Annotated in this window: 29 protein-coding genes and 1 pseudogene; all 30 read left to right on the top strand. The window is 40.9% G+C overall.

Annotation, left to right across the window (positions count from 1 at the left end):
• Positions 1 to 69 (top strand): annotated as a pseudogene (locus tag ACFILT_RS02035) (elongation factor Tu); the annotation flags it as partial.
• A 61-nt stretch (positions 70 to 130) separates the two neighbouring features.
• On the top strand, positions 131 to 439 hold the full coding sequence (rpsJ, locus tag ACFILT_RS02030; RefSeq protein WP_005773267.1) for a 30S ribosomal protein S10: 309 nt from the start codon (positions 131 to 133) through the stop codon (positions 437 to 439).
• 27 nt (positions 440 to 466) lie between these two features.
• Positions 467 to 1,204 (top strand): 50S ribosomal protein L3, encoded by a 738-nt coding sequence (gene rplC / locus ACFILT_RS02025; RefSeq protein WP_375629003.1) that lies wholly within the window; start codon positions 467 to 469, stop codon positions 1,202 to 1,204.
• Positions 1,205 to 1,206: 2 nt separating this feature from the next.
• On the top strand, positions 1,207 to 1,827 hold the full coding sequence (rplD, locus tag ACFILT_RS02020; RefSeq protein WP_375613145.1) for a 50S ribosomal protein L4: 621 nt from the start codon (positions 1,207 to 1,209) through the stop codon (positions 1,825 to 1,827).
• On the top strand, positions 1,824 to 2,117 hold the full coding sequence (locus ACFILT_RS02015) for a 50S ribosomal protein L23 (RefSeq protein ID WP_375679489.1): 294 nt from the start codon (positions 1,824 to 1,826) through the stop codon (positions 2,115 to 2,117). The genes rplD and ACFILT_RS02015 overlap by 4 nt, the downstream gene beginning before the upstream one ends.
• 19 nt (positions 2,118 to 2,136) lie before the next feature.
• On the top strand, positions 2,137 to 2,970 hold the full coding sequence (gene rplB, locus ACFILT_RS02010; RefSeq protein WP_375679488.1) for a 50S ribosomal protein L2: 834 nt from the start codon (positions 2,137 to 2,139) through the stop codon (positions 2,968 to 2,970).
• A 15-nt stretch (positions 2,971 to 2,985) separates the two neighbouring features.
• Positions 2,986 to 3,264: a 30S ribosomal protein S19 gene (gene rpsS, locus ACFILT_RS02005; RefSeq protein ID WP_004855734.1), complete on the top strand. Its 279-nt coding sequence runs from the start codon at positions 2,986 to 2,988 to the stop codon at positions 3,262 to 3,264.
• A 2-nt stretch (positions 3,265 to 3,266) separates the two neighbouring features.
• Complete coding sequence (gene rplV, locus ACFILT_RS02000) at positions 3,267 to 3,656, top strand: 50S ribosomal protein L22 (protein ID WP_273791407.1); 390 nt, start codon at positions 3,267 to 3,269, stop codon at positions 3,654 to 3,656.
• On the top strand, positions 3,656 to 4,366 hold the full coding sequence (gene rpsC, locus ACFILT_RS01995) for a 30S ribosomal protein S3 (RefSeq protein WP_375679487.1): 711 nt from the start codon (positions 3,656 to 3,658) through the stop codon (positions 4,364 to 4,366). The genes rplV and rpsC overlap by 1 nt, the downstream gene beginning before the upstream one ends.
• A 36-nt stretch (positions 4,367 to 4,402) precedes the next feature.
• The gene (gene rplP / locus ACFILT_RS01990) at positions 4,403 to 4,816 is read left to right on the top strand and encodes a 50S ribosomal protein L16 (RefSeq protein WP_375611475.1); all 414 of its coding nucleotides are present in this window, start codon (positions 4,403 to 4,405) and stop codon (positions 4,814 to 4,816) included.
• Positions 4,817 to 4,828: 12 nt separating this feature from the next.
• Positions 4,829 to 5,029 carry a 50S ribosomal protein L29 gene (gene rpmC, locus ACFILT_RS01985; RefSeq protein ID WP_375606714.1) on the top strand — a complete coding sequence of 67 codons (201 nt, stop codon included), beginning with the start codon at positions 4,829 to 4,831 and terminating at the stop codon, positions 5,027 to 5,029.
• Between the two features lie 11 nt (positions 5,030 to 5,040).
• The gene (gene rpsQ, locus ACFILT_RS01980; RefSeq protein ID WP_012231991.1) at positions 5,041 to 5,280 is read left to right on the top strand and encodes a 30S ribosomal protein S17; all 240 of its coding nucleotides are present in this window, start codon (positions 5,041 to 5,043) and stop codon (positions 5,278 to 5,280) included.
• Positions 5,281 to 5,424: 144 nt separating this feature from the next.
• The gene (gene rplN / locus ACFILT_RS01975) at positions 5,425 to 5,793 is read left to right on the top strand and encodes a 50S ribosomal protein L14 (protein WP_004855715.1); all 369 of its coding nucleotides are present in this window, start codon (positions 5,425 to 5,427) and stop codon (positions 5,791 to 5,793) included.
• Positions 5,794 to 5,805: 12 nt separating this feature from the next.
• Complete coding sequence (rplX, locus tag ACFILT_RS01970) at positions 5,806 to 6,120, top strand: 50S ribosomal protein L24 (protein WP_015856579.1); 315 nt, start codon at positions 5,806 to 5,808, stop codon at positions 6,118 to 6,120.
• A complete protein-coding gene (gene rplE / locus ACFILT_RS01965) occupies positions 6,113 to 6,670 on the top strand; it encodes a 50S ribosomal protein L5 (protein ID WP_375611477.1) in 558 nt (185 codons plus the stop codon). Before rplX ends, rplE begins: the two co-directional genes overlap by 8 nt.
• Positions 6,671 to 6,694: 24 nt before the next feature.
• Positions 6,695 to 7,000 carry a 30S ribosomal protein S14 gene (rpsN, locus tag ACFILT_RS01960; RefSeq protein WP_273791412.1) on the top strand — a complete coding sequence of 102 codons (306 nt, stop codon included), beginning with the start codon at positions 6,695 to 6,697 and terminating at the stop codon, positions 6,998 to 7,000.
• Between the two features lie 14 nt (positions 7,001 to 7,014).
• The gene (gene rpsH / locus ACFILT_RS01955) at positions 7,015 to 7,413 is read left to right on the top strand and encodes a 30S ribosomal protein S8 (RefSeq protein WP_015856577.1); all 399 of its coding nucleotides are present in this window, start codon (positions 7,015 to 7,017) and stop codon (positions 7,411 to 7,413) included.
• Between the two features lie 39 nt (positions 7,414 to 7,452).
• A complete protein-coding gene (rplF, locus tag ACFILT_RS01950) occupies positions 7,453 to 7,986 on the top strand; it encodes a 50S ribosomal protein L6 (RefSeq protein ID WP_273791413.1) in 534 nt (177 codons plus the stop codon).
• Positions 7,987 to 7,998: 12 nt separating this feature from the next.
• Complete coding sequence (gene rplR / locus ACFILT_RS01945; protein WP_273791414.1) at positions 7,999 to 8,361, top strand: 50S ribosomal protein L18; 363 nt, start codon at positions 7,999 to 8,001, stop codon at positions 8,359 to 8,361.
• 111 nt (positions 8,362 to 8,472) lie between these two features.
• Positions 8,473 to 9,021, top strand: a complete 549-nt coding sequence (gene rpsE, locus ACFILT_RS01940) for a 30S ribosomal protein S5 (protein ID WP_015856574.1) — start codon at positions 8,473 to 8,475, stop codon at positions 9,019 to 9,021.
• Positions 9,022 to 9,052: 31 nt separating this feature from the next.
• Complete coding sequence (rpmD, locus tag ACFILT_RS01935) at positions 9,053 to 9,259, top strand: 50S ribosomal protein L30 (RefSeq protein ID WP_375611481.1); 207 nt, start codon at positions 9,053 to 9,055, stop codon at positions 9,257 to 9,259.
• A gap of 20 nt (positions 9,260 to 9,279) precedes the next feature.
• Positions 9,280 to 9,747, top strand: a complete 468-nt coding sequence (rplO, locus tag ACFILT_RS01930) for a 50S ribosomal protein L15 (RefSeq protein WP_375613141.1) — start codon at positions 9,280 to 9,282, stop codon at positions 9,745 to 9,747.
• A gap of 161 nt (positions 9,748 to 9,908) precedes the next feature.
• The gene (gene secY, locus ACFILT_RS01925) at positions 9,909 to 11,255 is read left to right on the top strand and encodes a preprotein translocase subunit SecY (RefSeq protein WP_375611483.1); all 1,347 of its coding nucleotides are present in this window, start codon (positions 9,909 to 9,911) and stop codon (positions 11,253 to 11,255) included.
• Complete coding sequence (locus tag ACFILT_RS01920) at positions 11,252 to 11,830, top strand: adenylate kinase (RefSeq protein ID WP_375613140.1); 579 nt, start codon at positions 11,252 to 11,254, stop codon at positions 11,828 to 11,830. The genes secY and ACFILT_RS01920 overlap by 4 nt, the downstream gene beginning before the upstream one ends.
• Before the next feature lie 181 nt (positions 11,831 to 12,011).
• Complete coding sequence (gene rpsM / locus ACFILT_RS01915) at positions 12,012 to 12,380, top strand: 30S ribosomal protein S13 (protein ID WP_026500557.1); 369 nt, start codon at positions 12,012 to 12,014, stop codon at positions 12,378 to 12,380.
• A 114-nt stretch (positions 12,381 to 12,494) separates the two neighbouring features.
• Positions 12,495 to 12,884, top strand: a complete 390-nt coding sequence (gene rpsK, locus ACFILT_RS01910; RefSeq protein WP_007347762.1) for a 30S ribosomal protein S11 — start codon at positions 12,495 to 12,497, stop codon at positions 12,882 to 12,884.
• Between the two features lie 94 nt (positions 12,885 to 12,978).
• Positions 12,979 to 13,992, top strand: coding sequence for a DNA-directed RNA polymerase subunit alpha (locus tag ACFILT_RS01905; RefSeq protein WP_375611485.1), 1,014 nt, complete (start codon positions 12,979 to 12,981; stop codon positions 13,990 to 13,992).
• A 24-nt stretch (positions 13,993 to 14,016) separates the two neighbouring features.
• Positions 14,017 to 14,445: a 50S ribosomal protein L17 gene (rplQ, locus tag ACFILT_RS01900; RefSeq protein WP_273791421.1), complete on the top strand. Its 429-nt coding sequence runs from the start codon at positions 14,017 to 14,019 to the stop codon at positions 14,443 to 14,445.
• A gap of 267 nt (positions 14,446 to 14,712) precedes the next feature.
• Complete coding sequence (locus ACFILT_RS01895) at positions 14,713 to 16,107, top strand: DegQ family serine endoprotease (protein ID WP_375613138.1); 1,395 nt, start codon at positions 14,713 to 14,715, stop codon at positions 16,105 to 16,107.
• 7 nt (positions 16,108 to 16,114) lie between these two features.
• Positions 16,115 to 17,440, top strand: coding sequence for a replication-associated recombination protein A (locus tag ACFILT_RS01890; RefSeq protein WP_375679190.1), 1,326 nt, complete (start codon positions 16,115 to 16,117; stop codon positions 17,438 to 17,440).
• The last annotated feature ends 370 nt before the right edge of the window (positions 17,441 to 17,810 follow it).

The raw sequence follows: 17,810 nt of genomic DNA, 5'->3' as shown, positions 1-17,810 counted from the left end.
CTTCGTTTTGCTATTCGTGAAGGTGGTCGTACTGTTGGTGCCGGTATCGTCTCTAAGATCATTGAATAAATAATGCTTGTTGAGTGCTTTGATTATTGAAGGCACTTTGTATAACAGGGAAATAAAGAGCATGAACAGTCAGAATATTCGCATTCGCTTGAAAGCGTTTGATCATAGAATTCTTGATACGTCGACGCGTGAGATCGTATCGACTGCTAAACGTACCGGTGCAAATGTCCGTGGTCCCATTCCGCTTCCGACGCGGATTGAGAAGTTTACGGTCAATCGTGGACCGCATATCGATAAGAAAAGTCGTGAGCAGTTTGAGATGCGAACACATAAGCGTCTTCTTGACATTGTTGATCCAACGCCGCAAACAGTGGATGCGCTTATGAAGCTCGATCTTTCTGCTGGTGTGGATGTAGAAATTAAGCTCTGAGGTTTGAGGACAGAAGGAACAGACCCGATGCGTTCAGGTGTAATAGCACAGAAGCTGGGCATGACCCGTATTTATAATGATGCTGGTGAGCATGTGCCGGTGACGGTACTTCGTTTGGAGAATTGTCAAGTCGTTGCTCAGCGTACAGTTGAAAAGAATGGTTATACTGCTGTTCAATTAGGTGTAGGCTTTGCTAAGGTTAAGAATACTTCACAAGCTCTTCGTGGACATTTTGCTAAGGCTTCTGTTGAGCCTAAAGCCAAAATAGCAGAGTTTCGTGTGAGTCCCGACAATCTTCTTGATGTTGGTACTGAGATTACAGTGGAACATTTTGTTCCAGGACAAAGAGTTGATGTGACTGGTACCAGTATTGGTAAGGGGTTTGCTGGTGTTATGAAACGACATAACTTTGGTGGGCATCGTGCTTCTCATGGTAATTCGATTACACATCGTGCTCATGGTTCTACAGGGCAGTGCCAAGATCCTGGTAAAGTTTTTAAAGGTAAAAAAATGGCTGGCCATATGGGGCAAGTGCGTGTAACAACACAGAATATTGAAGTTATTTCCACTGATAGTGAGCGTGGTTTAATTTTAGTGCGTGGTGCTGTTTCTGGTTCTAAAGGTTCTTGGATTTTGATACGGGATGCTGTGAAGAAGCGTCTTCCTGAGAATGCTCCAAAGCCTGCTGGTATTCGCCGTCTTGTGAAGGAGAAAGCGGAAATGGTTACTCCGGTGACGGAAACCTCTGAGGTTGAGGGAGCCTAATAATGGATCTTGTAATTAAAACTCTTGATGGTAATGAAGCTGGCAAATTAAAGGTTTCTGAAGCTATTTTTGATCTTGTTCCGCGTGAGGATATTTTGCAACGTGTTGTTCGTTGGCAGCTTGCACGTCGTCAGCAGGGAAGTCATCAATCCCAAGGTCGTTCTGATGTATCGCGAACAGGGGCAAAAATGTTTAAACAGAAAGGAACTGGGCGTGCTCGACATTCATCTGCACGTGCACCGCAGTTTAGGGGTGGGGGTAAGGCACATGGACCGGTGGTTCGTAGCCATGCGCATGATCTTCCTAAAAAGATTCGTGCTCTTGGGTTACGTCTTGCTTTATCTGCAAAATTAAAAGCAAAAGATTTAATTATTGTGGATGAGTTGACTGTTAAGGATGCTAAAACGAAAATGCTTGTTTCTCATTTTTCTAAGCTTGGATTTAATAACGCTCTCTTGATTGATGGTAAAGAGATTGATATTAACTTTTTTCGTGCAGCCTCTAATATCCCTAATATTGACATTTTGCCTATTCAGGGAATTAATGTTTATGATATTTTGCGTCGCAGCAAACTTGTTTTATCAAAAGCAGCTGTTGAGGCTCTTGAGGAGCGTTTTAAATGACAGATCTTCGCCATTATGATATAATTATTAGTCCAGTTATTACTGAAAAGGCGACTATGATTTCTGAATATAATCAAGTTGCTTTTAATGTCGCGCCGAAAGCGACGAAGCCTGAGATTAAGGCTGCTATTGAAGCGCTTTTTAGCGTAAAAGTTAAAGCAGTTAACACGGTAGTCCGTAAGGGTAAAGTGAAGCGTTTCAAAGGTATAGTTGGTCGGCAGAGTGATGTCAAAAAAGCGATCGTAACTCTGGCCACTGGTCAGACTATCGACGTTTCGACAGGTCTTTAAAGGCTCGGAGATAGGAATAATGGCACTTAAGCAGTTTAATCCAACGACACCTGGGCAGCGTCAGCTTGTTATTGTGGAACGTTCTTGTCTTTATAAGGGAAAACCTGTAAAGATGTTAACTGAAGGTTTGTCTTCAAAGGGTGGACGTAATAATCGCGGTCGTATTACTGCTCGTTTTCAGGGTGGTGGACATAAACGTAGTTATCGGTTTGTCGACTTTAAGCGTCTTAAACGTGATGTTTCAGCAAAGGTTGAGCGTTTAGAATACGATCCTAATCGTACCGCTTTTATTGCTTTAATCCGCTATGAGGATGGGCAATTGAGTTATATTCTTGCACCACAGCGTCTTGGTGTTGGTGATTCTGTTATGGCTGGTTTAAATGTGGATGTTAAACCAGGTAATGCTATGCCTCTTGCTAATATGCCTGTAGGTACAATTATTCATAATGTTGAGATGAAGCCAGGGAAAGGCGGACAGATTGCACGTTCAGCAGGTGCTTATGCGCAGTTGGTTGGACGAGATCATGGTATGGCTATTCTTCGTTTAAATTCTGGTGAGCAGCGTTTGGTTCCGAGTAGCTGTTTTGCAACTGTTGGCGCTGTTTCAAATCCTGATCATGGGAATATTAATGATGGTAAGGCGGGGCGGTCACGTTGGCGTGGTAAACGTCCACATGTTCGTGGTGTTGCTATGAACCCCGTTGATCACCCACACGGTGGTGGTGAAGGTCGTACATCGGGGGGGCGCCATCCAGTTTCTCCCTGGGGTAAACCTACGAAAGGTAAGCGTACGCGCTCCAATAAAGCCACTGATAAATTTATTATGCGTACGCGTCATCAACGCAAGAAATGAGAAAGGTAGTCTGAGGTGGTTCGTTCAGTGTGGAAAGGTCCGTTTGTTGACGGCTATCTTCTTGGTAAAGCAGAGAAGGTACGTGCAAGTGGGCGCAACGAAGTTATAAAAATATGGAGTCGTCGCTCTACTATTTTACCGCAATTTGTTGGTTTAACTTTTGGTGTTTACAACGGTAATAAGCATATTCCTGTTTCTGTTTCTGAAGAGATGGTTGGGCATAAGTTTGGTGAGTTCGCTCCTACCCGGACTTATTATGGTCATGGTGCCGATAAAAAAGCGAAGAGGAAGTAGGAATGGGAAAAGCTAAAGTTTCGCGCCAGCTTAAAGATAATGAAGCAAGAGCTGTCACGCGGACAATTCGTGTTAGTCCGCAGAAGCTTAATTTAGTTGCTGCAATGATTCGTGGTAAAAGAGTTAATGTAGCGCTCGCTGATTTGATGTTTTCACGCAAGCGAATTGCTGCTACTGTGAAAAAAACGCTTGAATCAGCAATTGCAAATGCAGAAAATAACCACGATCTTGATATTGATTCGCTTGTTGTGGCGGAGGCTTATGTTGGTAAGTCGATAGTGATGAAGCGCTTTCATGTTCGTGGTCGAGGGCGTGCTAGTAGAATTGAACGTCCATTTTCGCATCTTACTGTTATTGTTCGTGAAGTTACCGAAAAAGTGGAGGCCGCGTAATGGGGCAGAAGATCAATCCAATAGGACTTCGTCTTGGTGTTAATCGGACTTGGGACTCTCGTTGGTATGCTGATAGTGGTGAATATGGGCGCCTTCTTCATGAAGATTTGAAAATTCGTTCATATGTGCTTGAGGAACTTAAACAGGCGGCTGTTTCTAAGGTTGTTATTGAGCGTCCTCATAAAAAGTGTCGTATTACAATTCATTCTGCACGTCCTGGTTTGATTATTGGTAAAAAGGGAGCTGATATCGAAAAGCTTCGTCGTAAGCTCTCAGAAATGACGGATGCTGAAACTTCATTGAATATTGTGGAGATTCGTAAACCGGAGATTGATGCGACAATTATTGCGCAATCAATTGCTCAACAGTTAGAGCGTCGTGTTGCTTTTCGTCGTGCAATGAAGCGTGCTGTTCAGTCTGCTATGCGTCTTGGTGCGGAAGGTATTCGTATCAATTGTTCTGGCCGTCTTGGTGGTGCTGAAATTGCTCGTATGGAATGGTATCGTGAAGGTCGTGTTCCACTTCATACCTTGCGTTCTGATGTTGATTACGGTACAGCAGAAGCTAAGACCGCTTATGGTATTTGTGGTATTAAAGTTTGGGTCTTTAAGGGTGAGATTCTTGAGCATGATCCGATGGCTTCAGAACGTCGTGCTACGGAAGCTGATCAATCTGGTTCTTCATCGAATCGTCGCCGCGAAAATGCTTAGTTTTTGAGATTGAACTAAAATTTGGAGTAGAGAACAATGTTGCAGCCAAAGCGCACAAAGTTCCGTAAACAGTTCAAAGGCCGTATTCACGGTTTTGCGAAGGGTGGTACGGATTTGAATTTCGGTGCCTACGGTTTGAAGGCTGTTGAGCCGGAGCGGGTTACTGCTCGTCAAATTGAAGCGGCGCGTCGTGCGATTACACGTTATATGAAGCGTTCTGGTCGTGTGTGGATTCGCATTTTTCCAGATCTTCCGGTTACATCTAAACCGACTGAAGTTCGTATGGGTAAAGGTAAGGGAAGTGTTGATTATTGGGCTGCACGTGTTGCTCCTGGGCGCGTCATGTTTGAGCTTGATGGAGTTCCGGAGGATGTTGCACGTGAAGCACTAAGATTGGGTGCAGCAAAGTTGCCTATAAAAACGCGTTTCATCCAGCGTATTGCTGAATAATGAGGTTAAGCGATGAGAGCCACAGAATTACGGGCGCAAACGCTCGACCAAATGAAAGATGAATTGGCTAAGTTAAAGAAAGAGCAATTTAATTTGCGTTTTCAAAAAGCAACAGGTCAATTAGAAAAGACTGCGCGCGTTAGACAAGTTCGTCGTGATATTGCGCGTATTAAAACTTTTCTTCGTCAAAAGATAAGTGAAAGTAAGGTTTAAGGAAATAAGAGATGCCTAAACGCGTTTTGCAGGGTGTTGTTATTAGCGACAAAAGTGATAAGACTGTTGTTGTCAAAGTTGAACGCCGTTATTCTCATCCGCTTCTTAAGAAGACTGTTCGGCAGTCTAAAAATTATAAAGCGCATGACGAAAACAACCAATTCAAGATTGGGGATCAAGTTTCTATTCAAGAATCTAGACCAATTTCGAAAGATAAATGTTGGATTGTTGTAAAAGACAATGTAGCGTAATGAGTTAAGCTTATTGTTTTAGAATTTAACAGTGTGGTTATCATTGATAAATTTGAAGGCGATAACTTTATCGTTATTTGGCAGGCAAATCCGAGTGTGTAAAAGGTACAATCGGATATATGTGTTAAGAGAAGGTGGCCAGTCATGATTCAGATGCAAACAAACCTCGACGTTGCTGATAATTCTGGAGCGCGTCGTGTCATGTGCATCAAAGTGTTAGGCGGTTCAAAGCGGAAATATGCTTCGGTCGGTGACATTATTGTTGTTTCGGTTAAGGATGCAATTCCTCGTGGCCGTGTTAAAAAAGGTGATGTTATGAAAGCTGTTGTGGTTCGTACTGCTAAGGATATTCGTCGCGCAGATGGTAGTGTCATTCGTTTTGATAGTAATGCTGCGGTTTTAGTGGATAATAAAAAAGAGCCGATCGGTACTCGTATCTTTGGACCTGTTCCCCGTGAATTGCGTGGTAGGAATCATATGAAGATCATCTCGCTTGCTCCTGAAGTTCTGTAAGGAGTAAATGTTATGCAGAAGATTCGAAAAGGTGATAAAGTTGTTGTTTTGTCCGGTAAGGATAAAGGATGTAGTGGTGAAGTAATTAAGGTTAGTCCAAAAGAGAATAAGGCTTTTGTTCGTGGGATTAATATGATTAAACGTCATCAACGTCAAACGCAGAAGCAAGAAGCTGGAATTATTTCTAAAGAAGCTCCGATTCATCTGTCTAATTTGGCGATTGCTGATCCTAAAGATGGTAAGCCTACACGTGTAGGCTTTCGTATGAATGCAGATGGTAATAAAGTTCGTTTTGCCAAGCGTTCGGGAGAGTTGATTAATGGCTGAGGAAAGACAAATACCGCGTATGAAAGCGCATTATTTTGAAGTGATTCGTAAAGTGCTTCAAGAGAAGTTTAATTACAGAAATGCGATGCAAATTCCGCGGATTGATAAAGTTGTAATAAATATGGGGATAGGTGAAGCAACTGCTGATTCGAAGAAGCCTTCCCTTGCCGCTGAGGATTTAGGGCTAATAACGGGTCAGAAGGCTGTTGTTACGCGTGCGCGTAATTCTATTGCGACCTTTAAGGTTCGTGAAGGAATGCCTCTTGGGGCTAAAGTTACATTGCGTAAAGATCGTATGTTTGAGTTTTTAGATCGTCTTGTGACGATTGCTCTTCCGCGGGTTCGTGACTTTCGTGGTTTAAATCCAAAGAGTTTTGATGGTCGTGGCAATTTTGCTATGGGTATTAAAGAACACATTGTGTTTCCAGAAATCAACTATGATAAAGTTGATCAAATTTGGGGTATGGATATTATCGTTTGTACGACAGCAAAAACGGATGATGAAGCTCGTGAGTTATTGCGTGCTTTTAATTTTCCTTTTCGTTCGTAACGGCAAACGTAGTGAGGTGAAATTATGGCCAAAGTAAGTGCCGTTGAAAAAAATAAGCGTCGTGAGGTGATGGTAAAGCGCTATGCTGCCCGTCGTGCACGTTTGAAAGCAATAGTTATGGATCAGAAGGTTTCTCTTGAAGAACGTTTTAAAGCTTCTGTTCAGTTGGCAGAGTTGCCGCGTAATTCTTCGAAAGTTCGTATTCGTAATCGCTGTGAGGTTTCAGGTCGTCCGCGGGCTTATTATCGTAAATTAAAAATGTCGCGAATTGCGTTGCGTGAGCTTGGCTCTATTGGCTATATTCCTGGTATTGTAAAGTCTAGTTGGTAAGAGGAGATTATTTAATGTCTATGTCAGATCCTCTTGGTGATATGCTAACACGTATTCGTAATGCACTTGGTCGTAAAAAAGGTAAAGTAGTTACTCCAGCTTCGAAGCTTCGTGCGCACGTTCTTGATGTTCTTCAGTCGGAAGGTTATATTCGCGGATATAATCAAATTGATTTAGGTGATGGGAAAGCTGAGATTGAAATCGAATTGAAGTATTTTGAAGGGTTGGCTGCTATTCGTGAGATTTCACGTGTATCAAAGCCAGGGCGTCGTGTGTATGTTTCTGCTAAGTCACTTCCTCAGGTGGCAAATGGCCTTGGTATTTCGATTTTATCGACTCCTAAAGGTGTCATGGCAGATCATGAGGCGCGTGAACAGAATGTTGGTGGAGAACTCCTTTGTCGTGTTTTCTAAGTTATGTCAAGAAAACGGAAGAAAAAGTAGGTTAGAACAATGTCTCGTATTGGAAAGAAACCCATTTCAATTCCTTCTGGAGTTACTGCTACTGTTGAAGGACAGCTGGTTAAGGCAAAAGGTCCAAAAGGTGAGCTGAGTTACGTCGTCAATGATGAAGTCTTAGTCAAACTTGAGGAGAATATCATATCAGTTATGCCGCGGGATCAGTCAAAAGATGCGCGTTCTAAATGGGGTATGTCGCGCTCAATGATTGAGAACATTTTTTGTGGTGTGAAAGATGGTTTTGAAAAGAGGTTGGAGATTAATGGGGTTGGTTATCGTGCTGCTTTGCAGGGTAAGGATGTTCAACTATCTCTGGGCTTTTCGCATGATGTGGTTTATAAAGTTCCGTCGGGTGTTACTGTGACTGTTCCTAAGCCAACGGAAATTGTTGTTTCTGGAATTGATAAACAGCAAGTTGGACAAGTTGCAGCGGAGATTCGTGAGTATCGTAGGCCTGAGCCTTATAAAGGTAAAGGTGTTAAGCATGCAGATGAACGTATCTTCCGTAAAGAAGGTAAAAAGAAATAAGGATTTTGTATTATGGTTTCATCTAAGGACATTATCCAACGTCGTGCAAGGCGTGTTCGTCGTAGAATTAAAATGGTTTCTCATGATCGTCCTCGGCTTAGTGTTTATCGTTCAAATCAGAACATTTATGCTCAAGTTATCGATGATTTGCGGGGATGTACACTTGTTTCAGCCTCTACTCTTGAAAGTGATTTGAAAAAATCGTTAAAGAGTGGTGCTGATAAAAAGGCGGCCTTTGCTGTTGGTAAGTTAATTGCTGAGCGTGCGAAGAAAGCGGGTGTTAATGAGGTGGTTTTTGATCGTGGAGCGTATGTGTACCATGGTCGCGTCAAAGCTTTAGCTGAAGCTGCTCGTGAAGGTGGTTTGAATTTCTAAAATTTCTTATTTATGAATGAGTAAGGAGAGTTTAGAGTATTTCGTTTAAGTTCTTCCAGTTTGATGAGGGACTTTGTTATCGTGCTTCCGGAAAAGAAAAAGGAATGAGGAATGGCACAAAAAGAACGTGGTGAGAGAGAAGAACGCGATAATGAATTTGTCGATAGGCTCGTTCATATCAATCGTGTTGCTAAAGTTGTAAAGGGTGGTCGGCGTTTTGGTTTTGCTGCTCTTGTTGTCGTTGGAGATCAAAAAGGGCGTGTGGGTTTTGGACATGGTAAAGCCCGTGAAGTTCCAGAAGCCGTTCGTAAAGCAACGGAATCTGCGAAACGTGGGATGATTTATGTTCCGCTTCGGTCTGGGCGTACATTGCATCATGATCTTGAAGGTCGTCACGGAGCTGGGCGTGTTTTGCTACGTTCGGCTTCTGCTGGTACTGGTATTATTGCTGGGGGACCGATGCGTGCTATTTTTGAAGCTCTTGGTATGCAGGATGTCGTTGCAAAATCACTAGGGTCGTCGAATCCTTATAACATGGTTCGTGCAACATTTGATGCATTGAAACATCAAATGCATCCTAGAGATATTGCTGCTCAACGTGGTATAAAGTATTCGACTTTGCAGGCGCGTCGTCGCCATTTAGTCGACCTAGAAGGGTAGTTTCTGAGATTATCAGAAAAGGAATTAGGAAATGGTTCAGAAAAAATCTCAGAGTGGTAAAACTGTGACGGTGGAACAAATTGGAAGCCCTATTCGAAACTCACAGATTCAGCGTGCAACCTTAAAGGGGCTTGGACTAAATAAAATGCGTCGTCGGCGCGTTTTAGATGATACACTTTGTGTGCGGGGTATGATTGCTCGGGTTCGGCATCTTGTTCGCGTTATAGATGAAGGTTAAGGGTTGCGGGAGTATTAGATATGAAACTCAATGAACTGCGTGATTGCGAAGGCGCAACAAAAAATCGTAAGCGTGTTGGGCGTGGTATTGGTTCCGGTACGGGTAAGACTGGTGGTCGTGGTGTAAAAGGGCAAAAGTCACGTTCTGGTGTTTCCCTTAATGGTTTTGAAGGTGGGCAAATGCCTATCTATCGTCGTTTGCCAAAACGTGGATTTAGGAATTTCTTTGCTAAAACCTACAATGAAGTTTCACTAGGACGTATTCAGTTGGCAGTTGATGCAGGTAAGTTGAATATTGAAAAGCCGGTTGATATGGTTTCTTTGAAAGAGGCTGGTATTATTCGTCGTGAAAAAGATGGGGTTCGTCTTCTTTCTGATGGTGATTTGAAGGCTAAGATTACCTTTCATGTTTCTGGTGCTTCACAAGCTGCTCGTGTTAAGATTGAAAAAGTGGGTGGCCAGGTTATTCTTCCTGATATTGCTCGATAATTTTTTAATATGAATAGAGACCTAAAGAAGAATAATATCTGTTTTGTGGAATCTTTTGTGGAGAATTGTTTAAGTTCTGCATTTGTTTGTGTATGCATATATGAATTTTAGGATTATACTTCTGTGATTTGAAGAACTGGAGTGTAAAGTGGAGACGTTTTATGGCATCAGCAGCAGAGCAATTTGCTTCCAATATAAATTTCGGCACCTTTTCGCGTGCAACTGAATTAAAGAAACGCATCTGGTTTACTCTGTTGGCGCTTCTTGTATATCGTTTTGGCACTTACATCTCTCTTCCAGGTATCAATATCGATGCTTTGCGGCAAACATTTGAACATCACGCGTCGGGTGTATTAGGACTCTTTAATATGTTTGCTGGAGGTGCCGTTGGGCGTATGGCTATTTTTGCGCTGGGTATCATGCCTTATATATCGGCATCTATTATTGTGCAATTGTTAACATCTATTATTCCTTCTTTGGAAACTCTTAAAAAAGAAGGGGATTTAGGTCGTAAGATTATCAATCAATATACGCGTTATGTAACAGTCGTATTGGCAATTCTACAAGCTTTTGGTATTGCGGTTGCGCTTGAAAGCGGTATAGGGTCGGGGCTTCAAATTGTTTTAGAACCAGGTCTTATGTTTCGTATTTCTTCTGTTATTACGCTTGTTGGCGGAACGATGTTTCTTATGTGGCTTGGCGAGCAAATTACGTCACGTGGTATTGGTAATGGGGTTTCTCTTATCATTTTTACAGGGATTGTAGCCAACTTTCCTTCTACTTTTGCTCAGCTTTTGACAGCTCATAGTCAGGCTGATTTATCAACTTTTCTTTTAATAGGAATCGTTCTTATTGCTGTTTTGGTTATTGGGCTTATTGTTTTTATAGAGCGTGCGCAACGGCGAATTCTTATCCAATACCCGAAACGTCAGGTCGGTAATCAAATGTTTCAAGGAGATATGTCGCATCTTCCTTTAAAGTTGAATACTGCTGGTGTTATTCCACCTATTTTTGCTTCATCTTTATTATTATTACCTGCCACTATTAATAATTTTTCTGATAAAATGCCACAATGGGTTCAGGAGATTTCTTATGCTCTTGGTCATGGACAGCCACTTTATATGATTGTTTATGCATTTTTAATGGCGTTTTTTTGCTTTTTTTATACAGCTATTGTGTTTAATCCAAGTGATACTGCAGATCAGTTGAAAAAACATTCTGGTTTTATTCCAGGGATTCGTCCAGGTGAGCGTACAGCCGAATATATTGATTACGTTTTGACGCGTATTACTGTTGTGGGCGCTATTTATATTATCTTGGTTTGTTTGTTACCTGAATTTATGATATCTGCATTACAGGTTCCTTTTTATCTTGGGGGAACATCCTTGTTGATTGTTGTTACTGTTACACTTGATACGGTTGCTCAAATTCAGGGGCATCTTGTTGCCCACCAATATGAAGGGTTGATAAAAAAATCAAAACTTCGTGGAGGTAGAAGGAATCGATGAGAGTTATTCTTTTAGGTCCTCCTGGAGCGGGAAAAGGTACGCAAGCAAAAATGTTGACTGAGGAATATAACATTCCTCATTTATCAACAGGGGATATGTTGCGTGAGGTGATTGCCAAAGAAACGGAGATTGGTAAAAAAGCTAAAGCTATTATAAGTTCTGGTGCTTTGGTACCTGATAGTATTGTTAATCAAATCGTATCAGATCGGATTGATGAAGCTGATTGTGTAAACGGTTTTGTTTTGGATGGATATCCGCGAACTGTGGGGCAAGCAGAAGCGTTGCAACAGATACTGGATTCAAAAAATATGTGGCTTAATGCTGTTATTGAATTGTGTGTTGATGAAGACGTGTTGATTGAACGTATGAAGAAGCGTGTTGAGGAAACAATAGCGACTGGTGGACAGGTTCGTTTAGATGACAATCCTGTTGCTTTTGCAAAAAGATTAGTAGAATATCGTGAAAAAACAGCTCCCTTATCAAAATTTTATTCAGAGAGGGGAATGTTGAAGGTTATTGATGGAATGATTGGTGTTGCTGAAGTGACACGTATGATTAGAGGGTTTCTTTCATGAGATTTTTTTTAGAAATAAATGAAAAGAGTTGACTTTTGAGATGAAATCTATCAAAAGTGAATTTAATTTATTTTAGTGAAATAATAGGATTCGGAAGAATTTTTTTTCTGAGTCTATTTTTTTCTGTAAGGTATATCAGGTATTTTATAACAATTTGTCAAAATAACTAAGGAGAGTAGGCGTGGCTCGTATTGCTGGCGTCAATATCCCGACAAATAAGCGTGTAATTATTGCGCTTCAATATATCCACGGGATTGGACCAAAATTTGCTCAAGAAATTATTGAAAGAGTTGGCATTCCTTTGGGGCGTCGTGTGCATGAGCTTTCAGATGCTGAGGTGCTGCAGATTCGTGAGGCAATAGATCAGGGGTATCAAGTTGAAGGTGATCTTCGTCGTGAGGTTGCTATGAATGTTAAGCGTTTGATGGATCTTGGTTGTTATCGAGGATTGCGTCATCGCCGGTCTTTGCCTGTCCGAGGACAGCGTACACATACGAATGCCCGTACACGTAAAGGTCCGGCTAAGGCAATCGCCGGTAAGAAGAAATAAGGGCCTTTGTGGAAGGTTTTTTATATATTCTTTTTCTTGTTTGATTTGTTTGACAAGGAAAAAAGGTGGAGCTGCTGATGTTACGGCAGTGATGAGATCGTTGAAAGGGAAATTATGGCCAAGGAAGCCACACGTGTTCGTCGTCGCGAACGTAAAAATATTTCATCGGGTGTTGTGCATATTAATTCAACATTTAATAACACAATGATTACTATCACGGATGCTCAGGGTAATGCAATTGCTTGGTCATCTGCGGGAGCTCAGGGGTTTAAAGGTGCGCGTAAATCGACACCTTTTGCTGCTCAAGTTGCTGCGGAGGATTGTGCAAGAAAAGCGCAAGAGCATGGTATGCGTTCTTTGGAAGTTGAAGTTTGTGGACCTGGATCAGGGCGTGAATCTGCTTTACGTGCATTGCAATCTGTTGGTTTTGTCATTACTTCTATTCGCGATGTAACACCAATTCCTCATAATGGATGTCGTCCGCGGAAAAGGCGGCGTGTTTAATTGGGTGTTGTTTTTTGTTGTCGGAGATTTCTCTGATGTTCACATTGGTCGTTACGATTGAATGGTAACGGAACTAAAGAACGGGAATAAAAATATGATCCAGAAAAACTGGCAGGAACTTATTAAACCCAATAAGGTTGAATCATGTGCACATGATAATCCAAATATTATAAGTGTGATTGCTGAACCTCTTGAGCGTGGTTTTGGTTTAACGTTAGGAAATGCGCTTCGTCGCGTTTTGTTATCTTCGCTTCGTGGTGCTGCTATTACTGCTGTGCAGATTGACGGTGTCTTGCACGAATTTTCATCGATTCCAGGTGTGCGTGAGGATGTTACGGATATTATTCTGAATATAAAAGAAATTGCGCTTCGTATGGAAGAAGAAGGGCCTAAACGTGTCGTCGTTTATAAAGAGGGGCCTGGTGTCGTGAAAGCGGGAGATATCAGTACAGTTGGGGATATGGAAATTCTAAATCCAGATCATGTTATTTGTACTCTTGATGAAGAAGCTGAAATTCGTATGGAATTTATTGTCAACACAGGAAAGGGGTATGTTCCATCTGATCGTAATTGTGTTGATGATGCACGTATAGGGCTTATTCCAATTGATAGTCTTTATTCACCTATCCGTAAGGTATCTTATAAAGTAGAAAATACACGCGAAGGTCAAGTTCTCGATTATGATAAATTAACGCTCACGATTGAAACAAACGGTGCTGTTAATGGTGAGGATGCTGTTGCTTTTGCAGCACGCATTCTTCAGGATCAATTATCGTTATTTATTAACTTTGAAGAGCCACAGAAGGAGCCTGTTGAAGAAGCTGATTCTGAGCTTTCTTTTAATCCTGCTCTTCTCAAAAAAGTGGATGAATTAGAACTTTCAGTTCGTTCGGCAAATTGTCTTAAGAATGATAATATTGTCTATATTGGTGATCTGATTCAGAAAACAGAATCTGAAATGCTTCGGACACCGAACTTTGGTCGAAAGTCGTTGAATGAGATTAAAGAAGTTTTGGCGTGTATGGGTTTACATCTTGGGATGGAGATTCCTGCGTGGCCGCCTGAAAACATTGATGATCTTGCAAAACGTTATGAAGATCAATATTAAAATTAGAATTTAAGGAGAGGGCTTATGCGCCATAGTAAGTCAGGACGCAAGTTGAACCGTACTGCCAGTCACCGTAAAGCGATGTTTGCAAATATGGCAACTTCGTTGATCGAGCATGAGCAGATTGTGACAACGCTTCCAAAGGCTAAAGAAATTCGTCCTATTGTTGAAAAACTCGTTACTCTTGGTAAGCGTGGTGGTTTGCATGCGCGTCGGCAAGCTATTGCAGCACTTCGTGATGCAGGAAAGGTTGCAAAATTATTTGATACGCTTGCGCCACGTTATGCATCACGCAACGGTGGGTATTTGCGTATTATGAAAGCGGGGTTTCGTACCGGTGATAATGCGCCCATGGCTGTTATAGAATTTGTTGATCGTGATGTTGAAGCGAAGGGTGCTGGGGATCGTGCTCGCATGGAAGCTTCTGAGAATGAAAAGGGAACATCTTCGTAGAGTTTTTTATTCTGTTGGATTTTTAAAGGCCGCCTTGTCTTGGGCGGTTTTTTTGTGAGCATTTTTAAGTTTGTTTTAGTTGAGAAATAGGTGCAGAGAGAAAATTATAGAATATTGAATTATCTTATTTTTATAATATTTATTGTTCAAATAGGTTGTTTTTATTCTCTATTATGAAATATTAATAGAGGTCCTTAATTTGCGGGGATACGTTTTTTTATTCTATTAATCTTCAACAGAATGTGCTGATTTTATAAGGAGTGGATTATGAGGTATTCTTTTTGGGTGCGGATTTTTTTTGCAATTATGATGCAGATATCATTTGATCATGTATATGCTCATGTTCCTCAAACACAAACAGAAATCACTCTTTCATTTGCTCCTTTAGTTAAAAAGACAGTTCCATCTGTTGTAAATATTTATGCAGCTCGACAAATTAGAGCTCGATCACCTTTTGAAGGCGATCCATTTTTTGAGCAATTTTTTGGTCGTTTTCAAAATAAATTTCCTGTTCGTAAGCAATCGTCATTAGGATCAGGGGTGATTGTTGATGCACGTGGTTTGATCGTTACAAATTACCACGTCATTAAAGATGCAAGCGAAATTAAAGTGGCTTTTTCTGATGGACGGGAGTTTGAGAGTAAGGTCGTGCTCAAAGATGAAGCGACTGATATTGCAATTCTTGAAGTTAAGGAAAAAGATGCTCAATTTCCGGCTCTTTCTTTGGGAAATTCTGATACTGTTGAAGTTGGTGATCTTGTTCTTGCTATTGGTAATCCTTTTGGTGTTGGTCAAACAGTTACAAGTGGTATTGTTTCAGCGCAAGCGCGTACACGTGTTGGGATTTCTGATTTTGACTTTTTTATTCAAACAGACGCAGCCATTAATCCAGGGAATTCTGGTGGCGCTTTAATTGATATGAAAGGTCAGTTAATCGGAATTAATACGGCTATTTATTCGCGTTCCGGTGGTTCTGTAGGGATTGGTTTTGCTATTCCAGTTAATCTTGTAAAAGTGATGCTTGATACTGTTAAACGCGGTGGAAAATATTTTGTGCCGCCTTATATTGGGGCTTCTTTTCAAAATGTTACAGCTGATATTGCTGGTGGTTTAGGTTTAGAACGTCCCTATGGTGCTCTGATTATTGAAGTTATCAAAGATAGTCCTGCTGAAAAAGCTGGATTGAAAGTAGGTGATGTTATTTTGAGTGTGCAGGGGGTACGCGTTGACAGCCCAGATAGTCTTGGGTATCGTTTGATGACAGCTGACGTTGAGCATAGTCTTGCTTTGGAATATTTACGAAGTGGAAAAACTTTAAAAACACAAATAACAGTTTCATCGATATCAGAAACTGCATTTTTAAAATCTGAAAAAATTACGGGTGACAGTCCTCTTGCTGGTGCTGAGGTGTTAGATTTAACACCGCAAAATAGTCGACGTTTTCATCTTCCTATATCTGCAAAAGGGGTTGTGATTACCAATCTTGAGGAAATGAGCAATGCAGCTGGAATTTTTCAGTCAGGAGATATTCTACGTGTTGTAAATGGCCATAAAATTCAAACAGTTCATCAGTTGAAAAAGGTTCTTATGCAAGGTCGCTCAAATATGTGGCAATTGGAATATGAACGTGATGGTATGTATATTCGCCAATTTATTCGTTGAGGTTTTTTTGAAGAAAGATTTTTTTACTTCGTCGTTTGATTTTAAAGTTAATAAAAATCAGCCACTTGCAGAAAGAATGCGCCCTTGTTCTCTCAATGATGTTGTGGGACAAAAGCATTTGATTGGAGAGGATGGTTTGCTTTCACGTATGGTGGCAACTGACTCAATTGGATCGATGATTTTTTGGGGACCTCCAGGGACGGGAAAAACGACCGTTGCACGTTTGTTAGCCCTTGAAACAAATTTCGCGTTTGAACAGGTTTCTGCTATTTTTACAGGAGTTTCTGAACTTAAAAAGATTTTTGAAGTTGCGCAGAGGCGTTTTATATCTGGGGATAAAACACTTCTCTTTGTTGATGAAATTCATCGCTTTAATCGTGCACAGCAGGATAGTTTTCTTTCTGTGATGGAAGAGGGTACTGTGGTACTTATAGGTGCAACAACCGAAAATCCTTCTTTTGAACTGAATGCTGCCCTTCTTTCGCGTGCACGTGTTTTAACATTTCTTTCTCATGATCATGAAAGTTTGGACATACTTTTGAGGCGTGCTGAAGAAGTGGAGGGAAAAACTCTTCCCTTGGATAATGATGCCAGAGACGTTTTGATAGAGATGTCTGATGGTGATGCGCGGGTTGCGTTAACATTGGCAGAGGAAGTTTGGTCTATTGCACCATTGGGAGAGATTCTTGATGTTGTTGCTTTGCAAAAAGTTATTCAGCGTCGTGCGCCTATTTATGATAAAGGACGAGATGGGCATTATAATCTCATTTCAGCGTTGCATAAATCCGTTCGTGGATCTGATCCTGATGCTGCGCTTTATTATTTGGCACGTATGTTGGATGCTGGTGAAGATCCTCTCTATATTGGGCGAAGATTGGTTCGTATGGCCGTTGAAGATGTTGGTTTGGCGGATCCTCAAGCTCTTGTCATTTGTAATGCAGCAAAAGATGCCTATGATTATTTAGGATCACCAGAAGGAGAATTGGCTTTGGCGCAAGCATGTCTTTATGTTGCAACTGCGCCAAAGTCAAATGCAGCATATCTTGCGTATAAAGCAGCACTGCGTTGTGCACGCAAAAATGGCTCTTTACCACCTCCTAAGCATATTCTTAATGCTCCTACGAAATTTATGAAGGAAGAAGGGTATGGAAGTGGTTATTGTTATGACCATGATGAACCAGATGCTTTTTCAGGACAAGAATATTTTCCCGAAAAACTTGGGCGTCAGAGTTATTATAAACCAGTTGAGCGTGGTTTTGAGCGTGAAATTGTGAAACGTCTTGAGTGGTGGCAACAGTTGCGCAAAAAACGTAAAGATCAAAATAAAACTTGAGTTGAAATACGTTTTTTATTGATCTCTTATGTTATTGTATGAGAAATTTAGCTTATATCTTAAACATTTATTGCATTGCTTGTAGAGATTTTTTTTGATATTTTCAAAAGTGCATGTTTTTTCAAATTTAAATATGTCATTCAACTTTTAAGCTGCTTTATTTTTTGGTTTTTATTAAATAATATATTGACTTATAATGATGATTGACTGTTTCGTAAGTTGAATGAAAGTATTCAAATACCGTAAATTTCTCTCATCCCAAGTCTGTTATTTGTTGAAGCAATCAAGTTATTCGCTTGCATGTTACAAGCAGGATTAGCGTGTGATAAAAACTGTACAAGAAAGGACTAAAAATCCCTCTTATGAATTG

It is taken from the genome of Bartonella sp. AP7XZML (genome assembly GCF_042195745.1).
Classification (GTDB): Bacteria; Pseudomonadota; Alphaproteobacteria; order Rhizobiales; family Rhizobiaceae; genus Bartonella.
This window is presented reverse-complemented; position numbering and strand designations above follow the sequence as displayed.